The sequence below is a fragment of the Corynebacterium striatum ATCC 6940 genome (assembly GCF_000159135.1).
In the GTDB taxonomy this organism is placed as follows: Bacteria; Actinomycetota; Actinomycetes; order Mycobacteriales; family Mycobacteriaceae; genus Corynebacterium; species Corynebacterium striatum.
In genome coordinates, this window is the sequence record NZ_GG667531.1 from 130,263 (window position 1) to 147,535 (window position 17,273).

Below are 17,273 nucleotides of genomic sequence, written 5' to 3' on the forward strand. Positions count from 1 at the left end.
CCAAGGAGCTTTTGTTGGCTCAGGGGCTCAAAGTGGCGAGCCACGATGTCGTTGCGGAAGGCTACGCCCGCGTGGCCGAAGCACTGCGCGAGCAAGTACGGGCCGGCGTCGACGTCATTGTGGTCATCGGAGGAACTGGCATCGGTCCCACCAACTACACACCTGAAGTAACCGAAGAGTTCATTGCTGCCCGCCTGCACGGGCTGGAAACCCAGGTGCTGATCAAAGGCCTAGAGGGTTCGCACAAGGCTGGCCTTTCCCGCGGGGTCATTGGCATGACTGACCGCGGCTGTGGCTCGCTGATTATCAATTCCGCGTCCTCCCGCGGCGCAGTTGCTGACACCTTGGGTGTCGTTCTCCCTTTGCTCGGGGATATTTTTCGGGACGCGAAGGGTAACTGATAAGCGCGGTTACTTATTAAGCTCGGCGGCGCTCCCACTCGGCGAGTTCAGCCAAAGTATCGTAGTCCATTTCCGCGCCTGTACCCGGCACCGCGATGAGGCGGGGGACTGCGTGCAACAGCCTGCGGGCTGACTTGTTGTGCAGGCAGTCGAAGGAATCTACCGCTTGGCGCAGGCCGTCGTAGTGCCACAGTGCGCACAGCGGCTGAATAAAATCGCCGCTTAAAGCTGCCGCTACCGAGGGAATCGAGCTTTGCGCTCCGCAGGCGGCGAGTTTTTTCAACAACTTTGGCAGCATTTGGGGCGAATCCGGCGCATCCACAGATAACACTGCGATATAGCGAAGTGGCGCTAAACTACGTGCTTCCAGGTTCTTCAGGCCTGCCGCGATGCCAGCTGCAGGCCCACCAAAAAGCGGATTTTCGCATACCTGCGGCAGGCCCAGCGGAAACGGGGAAACCACGCAGACCGGCGCGCCATAAGGAAGCTGTCTGCGCACGACGTCGACAAGCCTTTCGCCCCGCACACGCACCGACCCCTTATCGCGCCCGCCCATCCTGGTGCCGCGGCCGCCTGCCAGGATGATGACTCCTAGCTCGTGCGGTTTGTAGTTCAGCATTGCCTAGGTTTTAGGAAGCTCGCGGCTCCAGTCGCCGGAACGGCCACCGGATTTTGCGGTGATCCCACAGCGGCGGATAAAAGCGGAGCGGTCGACGCCTTTGACCATATCGATGATGGACAGCGCCGCGACGTTGACCGCGGTAAGCGCCTCCATCTCCACACCGGTGCGATCGGCGGTTCGCACCGTTGCCTCGATGAAGACGTGGTCGTCTCGGATTTCTAGATCGACCGAGCAACCATGCACGCCGATGGTGTGGGCGAGAGGAAGCAGTTCCGGAACCTTCTTGGCCGCCGAGATGCCGGCGATGCGCGCGACCGCTAGCACGTCGCCCTTGGGAACCGTGCCGTCGTGAAGCGCTGAAAGAACCTCACGAGAACATGCAACCTCGCCTTGCGCGGTAGCGGAGCGGACGGTGGGCTGCTTTTCTGTCACATCCACCATGTAGGCGGAGCCGGAGGAATTGAGATGGGTAAATTTCATGGGTTCTAGTCTAATTAAGGCCTAATCGAGAATTAATAGATAACCACGCGGACTTCATCGCCAGCCTGAATTTCGGAGGTCACCTCAACCAGGCCGCACGTGCCATGGAGCGAGGCCACGAAGTGGCTGCTCAACCCGCTGGCAAAAGGGTACGCCACGACGAATTCGCCGAACTCCAAGCGCGTGGGCACAAATGCCGTGCCGTGCTTGTGTGCCATGGGGAACTCCTCCCCGGCGCGCGCGACGATGGTGCGCCCGCTGCAGACCTTCGTGCGGGCAGGGCGCCCGCTCAAGGCCTCGAGGAAAGGCGAAACATACAGGTGATAGGAAACAAACGCCGCTACGGGATTGCCCGGCAGGGAGATAACCGGCAAACCTCCATAGAGGGAAAAACCTTGCGGCGTGCCCGGCTTTTGCTTGACCCCGCCAAACCAAGCCTCACAGTCCTCTGCGGCCTGGAGCGCGGTCTGCGTGACGTCGAAGGCGCCGGCGGAAACACCGCCCGTCGTGATTACTACTTCGTGGGAATGAAACAGCTGCTCAATCGTCTCGCGCAGCTGCTCCGGGGCGTCGGAAGAGCGCTTGTGCGTTACCACCGCGTGCGGGATAGTGGAGCGAATCAGCGACTCGATCATCGGCCCATTCGAATCGGGTAGCTGGCCCGGCTCGAGGCTTGAGCCCTCGACCAGTTCGTCGCCGGAGGAGACCACGCCTACGAGAATGGGGCGGTAGACGCGAACGTGCGTGATGCCAGCCGAAATCAGCGCGGCAATAAGGCCGGCATCGACCACGGTGCCCGGCTTGGCGATGGTCGCGCCCTCCCGAACGTTTTCTCCCTTCGGGCGGATGTGCGTGCGCCTGGGTGTCTCGTTGATGGTGACCTCACTCGGCAGCTCGTGTGGGCCGGCTGGAATATCGGTCAACTCCACCGGGACTACAACTAGGCCATCGTTGTCCTCCGGAACCGGCGCGCCGGTCATGATGCGCACCGCCTTGCCCGCTGGCACCTCCTTGGGGGCCTGGCCCGCCGGAACGTCGCCTGCGACGGGCAAACGCGCAGGCAGCTCAAGCAGATCCTTTACGTGTACCAAAAAGCCATCCATCGCAGAGTTGCTAAACGGCGGCACCGCTAGGCGCGCAGTGACGTGTTCTGCAATAACGCGGCCCAAAAGTTTCTCGTTGACCGGCTGGACTTCCGGAAATACCTCTACCGGCACCGGCCGGGCGTGAGACATTATCGCATCGAAGTGTTCTTGTGGGGAGCGCATACTTTTCAAACTATATCCTTAGCCTTTAGCCACCGATTGCTGCCATCAAGCGATCCGGCTGCAAGAAACCCTCGTCATTCACGCCGTGGCCGGGCAGCTTCGCCCACATTTCGGCGGCCCATGCCTCCATGAGCTCTTCATCGCTGGCGCCCGCGCGCATGAGGTCGCGCAGCGAGGTTTCAGAGTTTCCAAACAAGCAGTTGCGCACTGCACCATCCGTGGTCAAACGTGTGCGATCGCAGGAACCGCAGAAGGAGTGGGTGACTGAGGCGATGACACCGATCTTGCCCACATGTTCGCCGCCTCGGTAGGCGTTCCACAATGCCGCGGGTGCGGAGCCGCGCGGTTCACTGGCTGGTTCAAGTTCAAAGGAAGCGCGCAGACGCTCCAAGATATCTTCTGCCGTCACCATGTTCTCGCGGCGCCACTTATCACGTGGCCCCAACGGCATCTGCTCGATGAAGCGCAGCTGCGTGCCCGCCTCGATGCAGTACTCGGCCAGCGGAACGATGGAGTCCTCGTTCACGCCGGGCATGACCACTGCATTGACCTTGACCGGGTGCAGCCCGGCGCGCGTTGCTGCCTCGATGGATGTGAAGACATCCTGGATGCGGTCGCGCCGGGTTAGCCGGGCATAAAGCTCGCGGTCGGTGGTATCGAGCGAGATGTTCACGCGGTCGAGGCCTGCTTCCACCAGTCCATCGATACGCCGGTCGAGGCCCAAGCCGTTCGTGGTCAGTGCGGTAGACGGTGATTTACCTTCGTCGGTGCGCAATTGCTTAGTGGCAGCGACAATCTTCTCCAAAGACTTGCGCAGGAGCGGTTCGCCGCCGGTGAACCGTACCTGGCGGATACCTAGTTTTTCGACGCCGATGCGGATTAGGCGGATCGTTTCATCATCGCTCAAGGTTTCTGTGGTGGGAAACCACTCGAGACCTTCAGCCGGCATGCAATACGTGCAGCGGAGATTGCAGCGATCAGTAAGCGAAACGCGCAGGTCGCGGGCCCTGCGGCCGTATTTGTCTAGAAGCGGATAAGTCATTGTCGTCCTAGTCTATAGGCAGAGTGGTCTTATCCATATTAACCCGGAAATATTCGAGTTTAATCCGGGAGCTAATCACGGGGCGGAAAATGCTGCGGCAAGTCATCTAGGCGCTGTGACTCGCCAGGGCCTTTCAGTCGAATGATGTTGTATTCGCCTTCAGCCAAGTGTGAGCGCAGGTCCTTCTTATCGAACTTGCCCACCGAGGTTTTGTCGATGTTCTTTACGAAGGTCCAGTACTCCGGAAGCATCCAGGAAGGGAGCTCCTTGCGCATGCCTTCACGGATGCGCTCGGCGGTTTCGATTGTTGGAGAAAACCCTGGTGCCAACACCGTTACCGCGAGAGGGCGTTCCACCCACTGTTTATCCGGATAACCGATGACCGCGGCTTCCACCACGACAGGGTTGGCCATGATGAGGTTCTCCAGCTGCACGGAATAGATCCACTCACCACCAGAGCGGATGACGTCGCGGGCGCGGTCCTCCACAGTAAGGAAGCCATCTTCGGTGACGGAGCCGACGTCGCCAGTGCGCAGCCAGCCATCCGCGGTGAATTTGGATTCGGCATCCTCGACCTGCTTGCCGCGGAACTCTTCTGCTGAGCCGCCCGGCTCGGAGGTGGGTGAGTGGTAATAAGAGCCCGTGACCAGGTTGCCGCGCACCTGAATCTCGCCGGCGTTGCGGTCGGAACTGGGCACGACCACGCCGTCGTTGACCACGCGGTATTGCAGCGAGGCAGGAAAACGGCCTTGGGAGACGCGGTAGGCCCAGCGGGTATCGCCATCGGCGCCCTGGGGTGGACGGGCAACCGTGCCCACCGTGGTGGTCTCGGCCATGCCCCAGACGTGGACAACATCAACGCCGTATCGCTCCTCCCACATCTTGATCAGTTGCGGCGGCACCGGCGAGCCGCCTGCGAAGATTTCCGTAAGCGTCATGCGGCTTGGCGGGTTCTTGAGGTAGTGAACGAAGAGCTGAATCCAAATCGTTGGCACGCCATGCGCCACGCGCGGCGACGTTGCCGCGATGATGCTGGCGAGCGTCGGTGCGGAAACATCGGCGTCGGGAAGCACCAACGGCGTACCCGTCATGAAAGCCGCAAACGGAACACCCCAGCTCAACACGTGATAGATAGGGATGCAGCACAGGAAGGTCTCGCCGTGGGTCACGCACAGTGAGTCGGATGCGCGCAGCTGCATGCTCTCAAGGTAGAGCGCGCGGTGGGAGTAGAGCACGGCCTTCGGTGCGCCGGTGGTGCCGGTGGAGTAACACAAGGCTGCCGCCGTATGCTCTTCCAGCTCCGGCCAGTTGTATTCGGTGGAACGTCCGTCAAGCAGCGCCTCGTAGGAGTACACCTCGACGCCCCGTCCAAACTTTCCTGCGTGCGACTGCGGATTGCTGGCCCCGATAAACAGCACGGCGCGCACGGATTCTGCTCCGGCTAGAACCTTAGCGAGCTGATCTGCCAGACGTGGGTCAGCGACGATGACCTCCACCTCAGCATGGTTAATGATGTGCCGGATTTGGTCATTCATCAGCTGCTTGTTCAAGGGAGTAAAAACAGCGCCCTTGCAGGCTACGCCAAACATCACCTCGAGATGTTCCGCACAATTCCACATGAAGGATGCGACACGCTGATCCCCGGTAACTCCAAGTTCGTCGTGCAGCACGTGCGCGAAAGCTGCGGCTCGTGCGCCGATGGCGGAGAAGCTGGTCTTTTCCGGTTCCGAGTTGCTATGCCACGTGGTCACCTGTGTCTGCCCATGAACGGTGGACCCGTATTCCAGGATGCGTGTAAGGGAGAGCGGGATGTCCTGCATGGTGGAAAGCATGCTGTCTACTTTAGCGGTGTCACTTCCAGCTTGCGCGTACAATGCGTTATAGTTGACAGCGACTGGTGCGGATTGGCTTGACAAGTGTTTCCGAGTCGCCGCGCAACCGAGTATTCCGAGGACGCAACCTCGTGTTACTTTCTCGCTCGCAGTCGCCTTCTACTAATTCTCCTCCGTGGCAATCCTTTTCCCAGGGGAGAGGCCTAGATATTTCACCGCCCGCGCAGTTAACCCGAATAATTCGTTACTTCGGAACTTGCTTCGCTCGTGGCGGCATGCACCATAAAAATACAGATTGGCTTCCAGCGCGTAGGCCACATTTCAGGCTACGCAAATCAATGCTGGTGAAGCGACGAAAGGATATCCGTGAGCAATACGGACAAAGCCGCAGCACAGGATTACGCATCCCTGAAGCTGCCGGAACTGCGCAAGCTTGCTGCAGAGCGCGGCCTTCGAGGCGTCTCTGGTTTGCGCAAGGGGGACCTCATCACTGCACTGACCACTGGCCAGGTTCCAGCCAAGGCCGCCAAAGCTGCCAAGGCCGCAAAGCCCGTAGCGGACGCTGCGCCTGGCGACGCCGCGGCGAAGCAGGAATCTGCAGCCGATGCAGCTGAATCGAAGAACGCTGGCGCAAACCCGCGCCGGGTTCGTAAGGCTACCCGCAAGGCTGGTGCTGCACACGACCACGCAGCGAACGACCACGCGGACAACGACAATTCCGCGAACTTCGCAAACGCCGCAAACGCCGCTGCCGCCGAGGCTCAGAACGAGAACAAGGGCGAGCAGAAAGGCGAGCAGAAGGGCGACGAGCAGCGCTATGAGTCCCGTTCCCAGGCCCGTCGTGCCCGCCGTAACCGTGCTCGCCGCCAAGAGCGCGAGAACGCCGAGAACACCAAGTCTGACAACGATGCTGGCAATGGCGCTGCGAACGAGGGTTCCCAAGATTCCTCCAGCGAGCAGCAGGGCAACGAAGACAAGCGCGAGAACAACGACCGCGGCGACCGTGGCGACCGTGGCGATCGCAACGAGCGCAATGACCGCAATGACCGTGGTGGTCGCAACAATCGTCGCAACACCGATGATGACGATGACAACAACGGCGGACGTCGTAACCGCCGCAACCGTCGTAACCGCCGCAACCGTGGCGGCAACGACAATAACGGCGGCGGCAATGACCTGCAGATCCGTGAGGGTGATGAGGTGCAGGCAGTCGGCGGCATCCTCGAGGTCGTGGACAACAACGTAGCTTTCCTGCGCACCACCGGTTACCGCGCGGCAAGCTCCGACGTCTTCGTGAACAACAACCTCGTTCGCCGCCTGGGCCTGCGCTCTGGCGACGCCCTGACCGGTAAGGTCAAGGTCTCCGGCCCAACGCACACCCACGGCAATGGCCGCAACCGCCGTAAGTACAACCAGTTGGTGCAGGTTGACACGGTTAACGGTGCGGATCCTTCGACCGCGCAGAACCGCCCGCACTTCTCCAAGCTGACCCCGCTGTACCCGAACCAGCGCCTGCGTCTGGAGACCGATCCGAAGATCCTGACCACCCGCGTCATCGACCTCATCATGCCGATCGGTAAGGGCCAGCGCGCGCTCATCGTCTCCCCGCCTAAGGCCGGTAAGACCACCATCCTGCAGAACATCGCCAACGCGATCTCCGCAAATAACCCAGAGTGCTACCTCATGGTCGTCCTCGTCGACGAGCGCCCAGAAGAGGTCACCGACATGCAGCGCAGCGTCAAGGGCGAGGTCATTGCCTCCACCTTCGACCGCCCGCCATCAGAGCACACCTCCGTGGCCGAGCTCGCCATCGAGCGCGCAAAGCGTCTCGTGGAGCAGGGCAAGGACGTCGTCGTCCTGCTCGACTCCATCACCCGCCTGGGCCGTGCATACAACAACTCCTCGCCGGCTTCCGGCCGCATCCTCTCCGGCGGTGTGGACTCCAACGCCCTTTACCCGCCGAAGCGTTTCCTCGGTGCTGCCCGCAACATCGAAGACGGCGGCTCCCTGACTATCATCGCTACCGCAATGGTCGAGACCGGCTCCACCGGTGACACCGTCATCTTCGAGGAGTTTAAGGGCACCGGTAACGCCGAGCTCAAGCTCGACCGCGCTATCTCCGAGCGCCGCATCTTCCCGGCTGTCGACGTTAACCCGTCTGGCACCCGTAAGGACGAGCTGCTGCTCGTTCCGGAAGAGGCACGCATCATGACCAAGCTGCGCCGCATCCTGTCCGGCCTAGACTCCTTCGCCGCGATCGACTTGCTCATCAAGCAGCTCAAGAAGACCCGCTCCAACGGCGAGTTCCTCATGCAGGTGGCAAGCTCTGCACCGATGGTTGCTGACAAGGAAGCTGAGGATTACATCTAATGGCAAGCCAAGTTTCACTCGTTGACGACATCGTCTCCGAGTACCAGGGCATCGAAATGCAGATGGGCGACCCAGAGGTCGCCGGCGATCAGAAGCTCTTCCGCAAGCTTTCCAAGCGCTACGCGGAGCTGCGTCCTATCGTTGCCGTCAACAACGACCTGGTCCAGGCACGTCAGGACCTCGAGGACGCCAAGGAAATGGCATACGAGGACCATGACTTCCAGGACGAGGTCGATCGCCTTGAGCCGCTGGTAGTCGAGCTCGAAGAAAAGCTCGCCGACCTGCTCGCGCCGCGCGATGAGCACGACTCCGAGGACATCATCATGGAGATCAAGGCCGGTGCCGGTGGCGAAGAGGCAGCCCTTTTCGCAGGCGACTTGGCCCGTATGTACGAGCGCTTCGCCGACAAGGCTGGCTTCCAGTGGGAAGTCTTGGGACTCAACGAGTCCGACCTCGGCGGCGTGAAGGACATGTCCATCTCCTTCAAGTCCAAGACCCCGTCCCGCGACGGCGCTTGGTCCGTATTCAAGTTCGAGGGTGGCGTGCACCGCGTGCAGCGCGTCCCGGTCACCGAGTCCCAGGGGCGCATCCAAACCTCCGCCGCTGGCGTGCTGGTGTACCCAGAGCCGGACGAGGTCGAGTCCGTCAACATCGACGAGAAGGACCTGCGCGTTGACGTCTACCGTTCCTCCGGTAAGGGCGGCCAGGGCGTTAACACCACCGACTCCGCAGTGCGTATCACGCACCTTCCCACCGGCTTGGTGGTGACCTGTCAGAAGGAGCGTTCCCAGATTCAGAACAAGGCCCGTGCACTGCAGGTGCTGCAGGCCCGCCTGGATCAGATTGAGCGCGAAGCTCGCGAGGCTGAGGCCGGCGAGCAGCGTGCCTCCCAGGTCCGTACCCTGGACCGCTCGGAGCGCATCCGCACCTACAACTGGCCGGAGAACCGCATTACCGATCACCGCATTGGCTACAAGGCGAACAACCTGGATGCCGTGCTCAACGGTGACATGCAGGATCTCATCACCGCCCTGCAGGCCCAAGAGCGAGCGGAGCGCTTGGAGGCGGAAGGCTAAAGGTGGCTTTTCACACCTACGCAGAAGCGCTTCGCGACGCCGCGGAGCGCTTTCGCGCATCTGGAGTTCCCAGCCCCGAGTGGGATGCCCGTTTGTTGGCCGCCGAGCTCATCGGCTGCGGGCACATGGACATCGACCTTGACGCAGCTCCCATCCCGGGCTTCGACATCGCGTATGAGGGCTGGGCGGCGCGCCGTGCTGCGCGCGAGCCGCTGCAACACATCCTCGGTACTGCGTGGTTTGGCCCGCTTGAGCTCGAGGTCGGACCAGGCGTGTTCATCCCGCGCCCCGAGACTGAAGTCCTGGCGGATTGGGGAGTGCGCATGCTTCGCGACGTCGCTAAGCACACAGCTCCTACAGCTCTTACAGTTCCCGCGTCGCCTCCGCGTGTCGTCGACCTGTGTACCGGTAGCGGCGCGCTGGCCGGCTACGTCAAGCACGAAATGCCGGAAGCCGAGGTGTACGCGGTCGAGCTCTCCGATGAGGCGTTTTCCTATGCGCAGCGCAACCTCTCCCGCGTGGCCGGCGAGGGGCTGCGGCTTGTCCAGGGCGACGCGACTGCGCCTGCGACCTTGCGCAAGCTCGACGGCAGCGTCGACCTCGTGCTCACCAACCCGCCCTATGTGCCGGAAACCCCAGATCTCGAGCCCGAGGTCTACCACGACCCACACATGGCAGTCTTTGGTGGGGAGGACGGTATGGCTATAATCAACCGCCTCGTCCCGCGCATCGCGGAGCTGCTCAAGCCCGGCGGGAGAGTGGGCATCGAGCACGACGACGCCACCAGCGCTGCAGTGCAGGCTGTGCTCCACGCTGATGGACGGTTCACCGATATCGCCGTGCTGCGGGATCTGACAGGCACCGCCCGTTTCGTTACGGCGCGCAAAGTGTAAGCGCCTACTCCGCAGGAGTACAGTAGGTTGGTCTGTAAACATGAAGTGAGGAAAGCATGCAGGGAAAGATTTATAACTGCGCCGACCAAGCAGAGCGCGAAGAGGGAATGGCACTCGCAGTAAAGGCTGCGAAGTCGGGCCGTCTGGTTGTGATGCCAACTGACACTCTTTACGGCCTGGGCTGCGATGCGTTTGACAACGACGCCGTGGCAAGCCTGCTGGCCACCAAACATCGCGGTCCTGACATGCCGGTCCCAGTATTAGTGGGATCGTGGGACACAATTCGCGGCCTGGTTGCCAGCTATACCGATACCGCACGTACCTTGGTCGAGGCTTTCTGGCCGGGCGGCCTGTCCATCGTGGTGCCACAGGCTCCGTCTCTGCCCTGGAACCTCGGCGATACCCGCGGCACCGTGATGCTGCGTATGCCGCTGCACCCGATCGCGATTGAACTGTTGCGCGAGGTAGGCCCCATGGCTGTGTCTTCCGCAAACATTTCCGGTCAGACCCCGCCGACCACCGCCCTTGAGGCAAAGCAACAGCTGGGTAAAGCCGTGACCGTTTACCTCGATGGCGGCGAGACCGCAATTGGAAAGCCCTCCACCATCATCGACCTCTCCGGGGAGCGTCCGTACCTGCTGCGCGAGGGTGCGCTGTCCGCGGAGGAAATCGCTGCGGTTATTGGTGTGACCGCAGAGTCTCTGCGCACCCGTCCTGGCGCCTAGGCGCTGAGGCGTAGTAGTGCCTAGGCGCTGAGGCGCAGTAGCAAAGACAAGAACCCGAGCGAAAAGGAGAGTGTGTGGGCGGAACTGGAGTACCGCTGCGCGAGATAGCCCTCGTTATTCTCGTCGCAGCGACCTTTACCTATCTTGCCACTGGCTTAGTTCGGAGCTTTTTGGTCCGCACTGGCCGAGTGGCAGAAATTCGCTTGCGAGATTCGCATTCTCAACCCACCCCGCAGATGGGCGGCGTGGCGATGTTTACCGGGTTTGCGGCCGCGGTATTCATTGCGGGTCAGTTTCCAGCATTGACTCGCGGCTTTATGCCCGTTACCCCGGAGATGAACGCGGTCTTATGGGCGGCGCTGGCCATAGTGCTTGTGGGTGTCATCGACGATCTTGTTGAGCTCAGTGCGGTAGTCAAACTAGTGGGCCAATTACTGGCCGCTGGAATCATGAGCGGCCTCGGTCTGACGTGGACGTTGCTCTTCATCCCGCTGGGGGATGGAACTACGGTTCTTCTTGACCAAATCCAGGGCACGCTCTTGACTACATTCTTTACGGTGCTGCTGATTAACGCTATGAACTTCGTGGATGGCCTTGACGGTCTCGCCGCCGGCCTAGGCCTTATTGCAGGCGCCGCGATCCTGGTCTTCTCCCTGACCGTCTTGCATGATCAAGGTGGTGCGGTCTCCGCATATCCGCCCGCAATCATCGCGGCAGCGCTGGTGGGTATATGTGCCGGATTCCTGCCCCACAACTTTGAGCCTTCTCGTATCTTCATGGGGGACAGTGGATCGATGCTCATTGGCCTGCTGCTGGCGGCGGCTTCGACGTCTGCCTCGGGCAAGATCAATATGTCCTTGTACGGTACTGTCGACATGGTGGCTCTCGCTTCGCCGTTCATCGTCGTGGCCGCTGCTGTATTTATTCCAGTCCTGGACCTTGTCTGGGCGGTTATTCGCCGCCTCTCACAGGGGCGTTCGCCTTTCTCTGCGGACAAAGCGCACATCCACCACCGCCTCTTGTCCTTGGGTCATACTCACCGCCGAACCGTACTCGTCCTCTATTTGTGGGTATCCGCTGTAGCTTTTGGGGCGGTGTCTTTTTCCATAGTCCCGCCGGTTCTCGCAACGACTATTACGGTGCTGGCTTTGCTCTTTGCCTTCGGCGTCACGCTCATCCCACTTCGCCAGGGCAAGCTCGGACGCGCCAAGCCTGGCGCCACAGTAGTAGCCCATACGGATCCTTCATAGACGCGGGCGTGATGTAGGCTTTTTGCCTATGACTAACAACGCCGCGAACGATGCGCCGATTAACAAGGTTGAAGACTTTGATGATCCAGTTTTGCCGCTCAAGCGTGCCTTAAACTTCGGCTCGATGGCACTGGTAGCGATAACTATCTTGTCCCTGGCTGTCTGGGGAGGTATGCGCGGACTACCCGGCATTTGGGGCGTCGTAATTGGCGCCGGCATCGGCGGCGGCTTCGTACTGTTGACTGTGGTGTCTGTGCTCGCTGCATCCAAGACTTCGCCGACCAATACCATCATCGTGGTGATGGGCAGCTGGCTGGTGAAGATCTTGGTCCTCATTATCATCTTGGCCGTGATTCGCGACCTTGAGTTTTACGACAAGATGGCCATGTTCGTGACCGTAGTCCTGGCGCTCTTGGCGACTCTCGGCACAGAGGCATGGGGCGTAGTCAGTGCCCGCGTATCTTACGTGCATTAAATTCTCGCGCTAACCCATTTTTGCCGAACTTATCGGCCTGTACCCCGTGGTGGGTGGACATTCGTTGTCTGCTTGCCCGGGGTGGCTTATGTTTTGCGCCATATAACCCGAATGTGGGGCAGGTACCTTCCTTGGGGGAACGTGTGAAAAGTGTGTAAATTCCACCCCCGGGGTGGTGCATATTTCCTGTGTGTGACAAAGGCCATAAAAGGTCTTTTGCCTAGTCATAAGCCTTAAAAGTGGGAAATAGCGAAGCAGGGCGGGGTGGCGTCATTTCGGCTCCACCCTGCTACACGTCTCAAACGCGCTGAACTGATATTATTTCGTGCGGGTTACCGCGGAACCGAAATATTTTCCTTGCTAGCTGCGAGGTCATTGAAATTTCGGCTCCCGCGCGGTCAATCCCTGTCACTTCTTCGAAGATGTGCGACGGAGTCCGAAGTCGTGACAGAGAGCTTGAGACGTCCATCGCACCGTCCGCAATATCCAATTGCGGCGGCCCTAACACGGGAGAGAACGCTGAGCGTTACAACATTGGCCATGAAAGGGCACTTCCACGCGCCTGATCTGGGTGAAGAATTCTTCCCGGGGCAAGTAGATGCTGACCATCTGTTCTTCGGCGACTTTGCCGACGGATGGTTCGCGCTTGATCGCCTAATGCTGGTGCGCATCTTGATGACGCTGGTATTGGTGGTTCTTTTCATGTTGGCCTTTAAGAACCCCAAGTTGGTTCCAAAGGGTCTGCAGAATGTCGGCGAGCATGCGGTCGATTTTGTCCGCATCTACATCGCCGAAGACATCTTGGGTAAGAAGGAGGCGAAGCGATTCCTCCCGGTTATCGCGACGATCTTCTTCGCAGTCCTGTTTATGAACGTACCGACCATCATCCCGGGACTTAACGTCTCGCCGAATGGTCGTATCGGTATGCCTATCGTTCTTGCAGCGGTTTCGTACATCGCAATGATTTACGCCGGTGCAAAGCGCTACGGTTTCGGCAAGTTTGTTAAGTCCTCGGTGGTTATTCCTAACCTTCCGCCGGTCCTGCACTTGCTCGTTGTGCCGATCGAGTTCTTCTCGACCTTCATTCTGCGACCAGTTACCCTCGCCATTCGTCTCATGGCGAACTTCTTGGCTGGACACATCATTCTGGTCCTCCTGTTCTCTGCTTCGAACTTCTTCTTCTGGCAGCTGAACGGTTGGACGGCACTGTCTGGTTTGACCATTGTTCTGGGACTTGCATTCAGCTTGTTCGAGCTCCTGGTCATCTTCCTGCAGGCCTACATCTTTGCCCTTCTGACGGCGGTGTACATCGAACTGTCCCTCCACGCGGATTCGCACTAAGGACGAGGTCGACGAGCGCGACCGAGAAAAATCTCAACTTCACAGAAACTATCTCCCTGTCCGTAAGAATGCGGACAGGACATACGAAAGGGAACGACTTTCACCATGAACGAAATCATTCTTGCACAGGATGCTGCCGCTAACCTCGACAGCTTGAAGGCTGTTGGCTACGGCCTCGCCGCAATCGGCCCTGGTATCGGTATCGGCATCGTTGCCGGTAAGACCGTTGAGGCTATGGCTCGCCAGCCTGAAATGGCCGGCCAGCTGCGTACCACCATGTTCCTTGGTATCGCCTTCACCGAGGCTCTTGCACTTATCGGCCTCGTTGCAGGCTTCCTGTTCTAAAAAGTTCGCGTTTTCCTAAACCAACCTTTTAAGACTGGAGACCACATGAACAACGTCTTTTATACGCTTGCGGCGGGGGAGGAGAACCCGGGTTCCGGCAGCTTCTCCGTCCTTCTGCCCAAGAACTATGACATTTTCTGGTCTTTGATCTGTTTCGTTGTCATCTTGTGGCTGTTCTGGAAGTTCGTTCTTCCGGCATACAACAAGATGCTCCAGGAGCGCGAGGACCGAATCGAGGGTGGCATGAAGCGTGCTGAGGCTCAGCAGGCTGAAGCTAAGGCTGCTCTCGAGAAGTACAACGCACAGCTTGCTGACGCACGTGCAGAAGCTGCAGAGATCCGTGAGCAGGCGCGCGAGCGCGGCAAGCAGATCGAGGCTGAGGCTAAGAGCCAGGCTGAGGAAGAATCCCGCCGCATTGTCGCCTCTGGTGAGAAGCAGCTGCAGGCTTCCCGTGCACAGGTCATCTCCGAGCTGCGTTCCGAAATCGGACAGAACTCCATCAACTTGGCTGAGAAGCTGCTCGGCGGCGAGCTTTCGTCCGCTACCAAGCAGTCCTCCACGATTGACACCTTCCTGTCCGAGCTCGATTCTGTGGCACCGGCCGGAAAGTAGGCAACTATGAAGGCAGCTAGCCGCGAAGCTCTCGCGAGCGTTGAATTCAAGCTGGATCAGTTTCTGGCTTCGGACAACGCTGTTGCGAGCGCTGCACAGGCAGGTCTCGACCTCTTCGAGGTCGTCGATGTCCTTGATACAGACCGCGAACTGCGCGTTGCGCTAACCGACGCCGCCGTTCCGGCCGACACCCGCAAGTCTCTGGTGCAGAACCTCTTCGGCTCCAAGATTGCTCCGATCGCCGCTCAGGTCATCGAAGCAGCTGCAGCCGAGCAGTGGTCCTCCACTCGTGACTTGGTCAAGGGTCTCGTATCCCTTGGTCGCCGCGCACTCCTGCGTGGTGCTGAGGCTCAGGGCCAGTTGGGCCAGGTGGAAGACGAGCTCTTCCGTCTGTCCAGCATCCTGAAGAACGAGGCAGAGCTGACCCAGTTGCTTTCCGATCGAACTGCTACGTCCGCACGTAAGCGCGGATTGCTGGCAAGCGTGCTCTACGGCAAGGTAACGATGTTCTCTGAGGCGCTTGCGCTCCAGGCCATCGGCCGCCCTGAGCAGAACCCCATCGATGATGTCGCCGCTCTGGCCGACTACGCAGCGCAGCTGCAGGGTCGCACCATTGCACGCGTCACCACCGCGGGTGAGCTGAATGATAGCCAGCGTGCAGCACTCGCTGAGAAGCTGGGCAAAATTTATGGTCGTGCGATGTCCATTCACTCTGAGGTTGACACCAGCCTCCTCGGTGGTATGGCCATCCGCGTCGGCGATGAAGTTATCGACGGTTCCACGGCAGGCAAGATTGCCCGCCTGCGTGCCAAGATGGCTTAGCCGAAACGACAGAAATGATTAAGTAATTGCTGGAAGATACTACCGAGAGCAGGAAGAACATGGCGGAGCTGACGATCTCCTCCGATGAGATTCGTAGCGCGATTGCGAACTACACCTCGAGCTACTCCGCGGAGGCCTCCCGTGAGGAGGTCGGCGTGGTCATTTCGGCAGCTGACGGTATTGCGCAGGTTTCGGGCCTGCCATCCGTTATGGCGAATGAGCTGCTCGAGTTCCCAGGCGGCGTTATCGGCGTCGCACAGAACCTCGACACCAACTCCATCGGTGTCGTTGTCCTGGGCAACTTCGAGTCCCTCACCGAGGGCGACGAGGTCAAGAGGACTGGCGAAGTCCTTTCCATCCCTGTGGGCGAGGAATTCCTCGGCCGCGTTATCAACCCACTGGGCCAGCCGATCGACGGCCTGGGCCCAATCGCCGCTGAAGAGGACCGCGTCCTCGAGTTGCAGGCACCGTCCGTGCTGCAGCGTCAGCCGGTTGAAGAGCCGATGCAGACCGGCATCAAGGCTATTGACGCAATGACCCCGATTGGTCGTGGTCAGCGTCAGTTGGTCATTGGTGACCGTAAGACTGGTAAGACCGCAGTCTGCATCGACACCATCTTGAACCAGAAGGCTAACTGGGAGTCTGGCGACAAGGACAAGCAGGTACGTTGTATCTACGTCGCTATCGGCCAGAAGGGCTCCACCATTGCTGGAGTCCGCCACACCCTGGAGCAGCACGGCGCACTGGAGTACACCACCATCGTGGCTGCTCCGGCTTCCGACGCTGCCGGCTTCAAGTGGCTCGCCCCGTTCTCCGGTGCGGCCCTGGGTCAGCACTGGATGTACCAGGGCAACCACGTCCTGGTTATTTACGATGATCTCACCAAGCAGGCTGAGGCTTACCGTGCGATTTCCCTTCTGCTGCGCCGTCCGCCGGGCCGCGAGGCATACCCGGGCGACGTTTTCTACCTCCACTCCCGTCTGCTGGAGCGTGCTGCAAAGCTCTCCGACGACATGGGCGCAGGTTCCATGACCGCACTGCCGATCATCGAGACCAAGGCGAACGACGTTTCTGCCTTCATCCCGACCAACGTTATTTCCATTACCGACGGCCAGGTCTTCCTGGAGTCCGACCTGTTCAACCAGGGCGTCCGTCCGGCAATTAACGTCGGTGTGTCCGTCTCCCGTGTGGGTGGCGCTGCGCAGACCAAGGGTATGAAGAAGGTCGCCGGTAACCTGCGTCTTGAGCTTGCTGCTTACCGTGACCTGCAGGCATTCGCTGCCTTCGCTTCCGACCTCGACCCGGCCTCCAAGGCACAGCTCGAGCGCGGTGAGCGTCTGGTCGAGCTGCTCAAGCAGGCAGAGTCCTCCCCACAGCCTGTCGAGTTCCAGATGGTTTCCATCTACTTGGCAGACCAGGGCATCTTCGACGTCGTTCCCGTCGAGGATGTACGTCGCTTCGAAGCTGAAGTTCACGAGTACCTGCACTCCAACACCCCTCAGGTGTTCGAGCAGATCGCTGGTGGCCAGGCTCTGTCCGACGAGTCCAAGGATGCGCTCGTTAAGGCTGCAAAGGACTTCACCCCATCCTTCCGTACCTCTGAGGGCCACAACATTGGCTCCGAGGCACCGGTTGAGCCGCTCGACGCGGCTGAGGTGAAGAAGACCGAGCTCAACGTCTCCCGCAAGACGGCTAACTAGAGTCCGCACAGCTCTAAGA

At 59.9% G+C, this 17,273-nt stretch carries 17 protein-coding genes; 12 read left to right on the forward strand and 5 right to left on the reverse strand.

What is annotated here, in order from left to right; all coding sequences use genetic code 11:
- Nucleotides 1-401, forward strand: a 401-nt coding sequence (locus HMPREF0308_RS12110) for a molybdopterin-binding protein (protein ID WP_005532034.1), incomplete at its 5' end; no start/stop codon positions are given.
- 16 nt (nt 402-417) lie between these two features.
- Here the strand turns inward: HMPREF0308_RS12110 and HMPREF0308_RS12115 are convergent.
- From HMPREF0308_RS12115 to HMPREF0308_RS12135, 5 genes are all read right to left on the reverse strand, one after another.
- Nucleotides 418-1,020: an NTP transferase domain-containing protein gene (locus HMPREF0308_RS12115; RefSeq protein ID WP_005532036.1), complete on the reverse strand. Its 603-nt coding sequence runs from the start codon at nt 1,018-1,020 to the stop codon at nt 418-420.
- Nucleotides 1,021-1,023: 3 nt separating this feature from the next.
- The gene (gene moaC / locus HMPREF0308_RS12120) at nt 1,024-1,503 is read right to left on the reverse strand and encodes a cyclic pyranopterin monophosphate synthase MoaC (protein ID WP_005532038.1); all 480 of its coding nucleotides are present in this window, start codon (nt 1,501-1,503) and stop codon (nt 1,024-1,026) included.
- 32 nt (nt 1,504-1,535) lie between these two features.
- Nucleotides 1,536-2,771, reverse strand: a complete 1,236-nt coding sequence (locus HMPREF0308_RS12125) for a molybdopterin molybdotransferase MoeA (protein WP_050765480.1) — start codon at nt 2,769-2,771, stop codon at nt 1,536-1,538.
- Between the two features lie 25 nt (nt 2,772-2,796).
- Entirely contained in the window at nt 2,797-3,813 is a 1,017-nt protein-coding gene (gene moaA, locus HMPREF0308_RS12130) for a GTP 3',8-cyclase MoaA (RefSeq protein WP_005532042.1), read from the reverse strand.
- Nucleotides 3,814-3,884: 71 nt separating this feature from the next.
- A complete protein-coding gene (locus HMPREF0308_RS12135; RefSeq protein ID WP_005532044.1) occupies nt 3,885-5,645 on the reverse strand; it encodes a long-chain fatty-acid--CoA ligase in 1,761 nt (586 codons plus the stop codon).
- A gap of 366 nt (nt 5,646-6,011) precedes the next feature.
- Here HMPREF0308_RS12135 and rho point away from each other — a divergent pair, with 366 nt between their 5' ends.
- The 11 genes from rho to atpA all read left to right on the forward strand — a co-directional run bounded on the left by rho (nt 6,012) and on the right by atpA (nt 17,254).
- Complete coding sequence (gene rho, locus HMPREF0308_RS12140; protein WP_005532045.1) at nt 6,012-8,015, forward strand: transcription termination factor Rho; 2,004 nt, start codon at nt 6,012-6,014, stop codon at nt 8,013-8,015.
- A complete protein-coding gene (gene prfA / locus HMPREF0308_RS12145; RefSeq protein WP_005532046.1) occupies nt 8,015-9,091 on the forward strand; it encodes a peptide chain release factor 1 in 1,077 nt (358 codons plus the stop codon). The genes rho and prfA overlap by 1 nt, the downstream gene beginning before the upstream one ends.
- Nucleotides 9,092-9,093: 2 nt before the next feature.
- Nucleotides 9,094-9,984, forward strand: a complete 891-nt coding sequence (gene prmC / locus HMPREF0308_RS12150; RefSeq protein WP_005532047.1) for a peptide chain release factor N(5)-glutamine methyltransferase — start codon at nt 9,094-9,096, stop codon at nt 9,982-9,984.
- A 56-nt stretch (nt 9,985-10,040) separates the two neighbouring features.
- A complete protein-coding gene (locus HMPREF0308_RS12155) occupies nt 10,041-10,709 on the forward strand; it encodes an L-threonylcarbamoyladenylate synthase (RefSeq protein ID WP_005532048.1) in 669 nt (222 codons plus the stop codon).
- Between the two features lie 74 nt (nt 10,710-10,783).
- Complete coding sequence (locus HMPREF0308_RS12160) at nt 10,784-11,959, forward strand: MraY family glycosyltransferase (protein ID WP_034657597.1); 1,176 nt, start codon at nt 10,784-10,786, stop codon at nt 11,957-11,959.
- Between the two features lie 28 nt (nt 11,960-11,987).
- Nucleotides 11,988-12,434, forward strand: coding sequence for a Cg1360 family ATP-synthase-associated protein (locus tag HMPREF0308_RS12165; protein WP_005532050.1), 447 nt, complete (start codon nt 11,988-11,990; stop codon nt 12,432-12,434).
- A gap of 540 nt (nt 12,435-12,974) precedes the next feature.
- Nucleotides 12,975-13,775: a F0F1 ATP synthase subunit A gene (gene atpB, locus HMPREF0308_RS12170; RefSeq protein WP_005532051.1), complete on the forward strand. Its 801-nt coding sequence runs from the start codon at nt 12,975-12,977 to the stop codon at nt 13,773-13,775.
- 105 nt (nt 13,776-13,880) lie between these two features.
- Nucleotides 13,881-14,120: an ATP synthase F0 subunit C gene (locus HMPREF0308_RS12175; protein WP_005532052.1), complete on the forward strand. Its 240-nt coding sequence runs from the start codon at nt 13,881-13,883 to the stop codon at nt 14,118-14,120.
- 45 nt (nt 14,121-14,165) lie between these two features.
- Nucleotides 14,166-14,732 carry a F0F1 ATP synthase subunit B gene (locus tag HMPREF0308_RS12180; RefSeq protein WP_005532053.1) on the forward strand — a complete coding sequence of 189 codons (567 nt, stop codon included), beginning with the start codon at nt 14,166-14,168 and terminating at the stop codon, nt 14,730-14,732.
- Nucleotides 14,733-14,738: 6 nt separating this feature from the next.
- Nucleotides 14,739-15,554: a F0F1 ATP synthase subunit delta gene (locus tag HMPREF0308_RS12185; RefSeq protein ID WP_005532054.1), complete on the forward strand. Its 816-nt coding sequence runs from the start codon at nt 14,739-14,741 to the stop codon at nt 15,552-15,554.
- Nucleotides 15,555-15,613: 59 nt separating this feature from the next.
- Nucleotides 15,614-17,254, forward strand: coding sequence for a F0F1 ATP synthase subunit alpha (atpA, locus tag HMPREF0308_RS12190; protein WP_034657598.1), 1,641 nt, complete (start codon nt 15,614-15,616; stop codon nt 17,252-17,254).
- Nucleotides 17,255-17,273 lie beyond the last annotated feature (19 nt).

Excerpts from the sequence above, each read along its gene's own strand:
- HMPREF0308_RS12115 (WP_005532036.1), bottom strand. The coding sequence starts at position 1,020 with ATGCTGAACTACAAACCGCACGAGCTAGGAGTCATCATCCTGGCAGGC.
- moaC (WP_005532038.1), bottom strand. The coding sequence starts at position 1,503 with ATGAAATTTACCCATCTCAATTCCTCCGGCTCCGCCTACATGGTGGAT.
- HMPREF0308_RS12125 (WP_050765480.1), bottom strand. The coding sequence starts at position 2,771 with ATGCGCTCCCCACAAGAACACTTCGATGCGATAATGTCTCACGCCCGG.
- moaA (WP_005532042.1), bottom strand. The coding sequence starts at position 3,813 with ATGACTTATCCGCTTCTAGACAAATACGGCCGCAGGGCCCGCGACCTG.
- HMPREF0308_RS12135 (WP_005532044.1), bottom strand. The coding sequence starts at position 5,645 with ATGCTTTCCACCATGCAGGACATCCCGCTCTCCCTTACACGCATCCTG.
- prfA (WP_005532046.1), top strand. The coding sequence starts at position 8,015 with ATGGCAAGCCAAGTTTCACTCGTTGACGACATCGTCTCCGAGTACCAG.
- HMPREF0308_RS12155 (WP_005532048.1), top strand. The coding sequence starts at position 10,041 with ATGCAGGGAAAGATTTATAACTGCGCCGACCAAGCAGAGCGCGAAGAG.
- HMPREF0308_RS12165 (WP_005532050.1), top strand. The coding sequence starts at position 11,988 with ATGACTAACAACGCCGCGAACGATGCGCCGATTAACAAGGTTGAAGAC.
- atpB (WP_005532051.1), top strand. The coding sequence starts at position 12,975 with ATGAAAGGGCACTTCCACGCGCCTGATCTGGGTGAAGAATTCTTCCCG.
- HMPREF0308_RS12175 (WP_005532052.1), top strand. The coding sequence starts at position 13,881 with ATGAACGAAATCATTCTTGCACAGGATGCTGCCGCTAACCTCGACAGC.
- HMPREF0308_RS12180 (WP_005532053.1), top strand. The coding sequence starts at position 14,166 with ATGAACAACGTCTTTTATACGCTTGCGGCGGGGGAGGAGAACCCGGGT.
- HMPREF0308_RS12185 (WP_005532054.1), top strand. The coding sequence starts at position 14,739 with ATGAAGGCAGCTAGCCGCGAAGCTCTCGCGAGCGTTGAATTCAAGCTG.
- atpA (WP_034657598.1), top strand. The coding sequence starts at position 15,614 with ATGGCGGAGCTGACGATCTCCTCCGATGAGATTCGTAGCGCGATTGCG.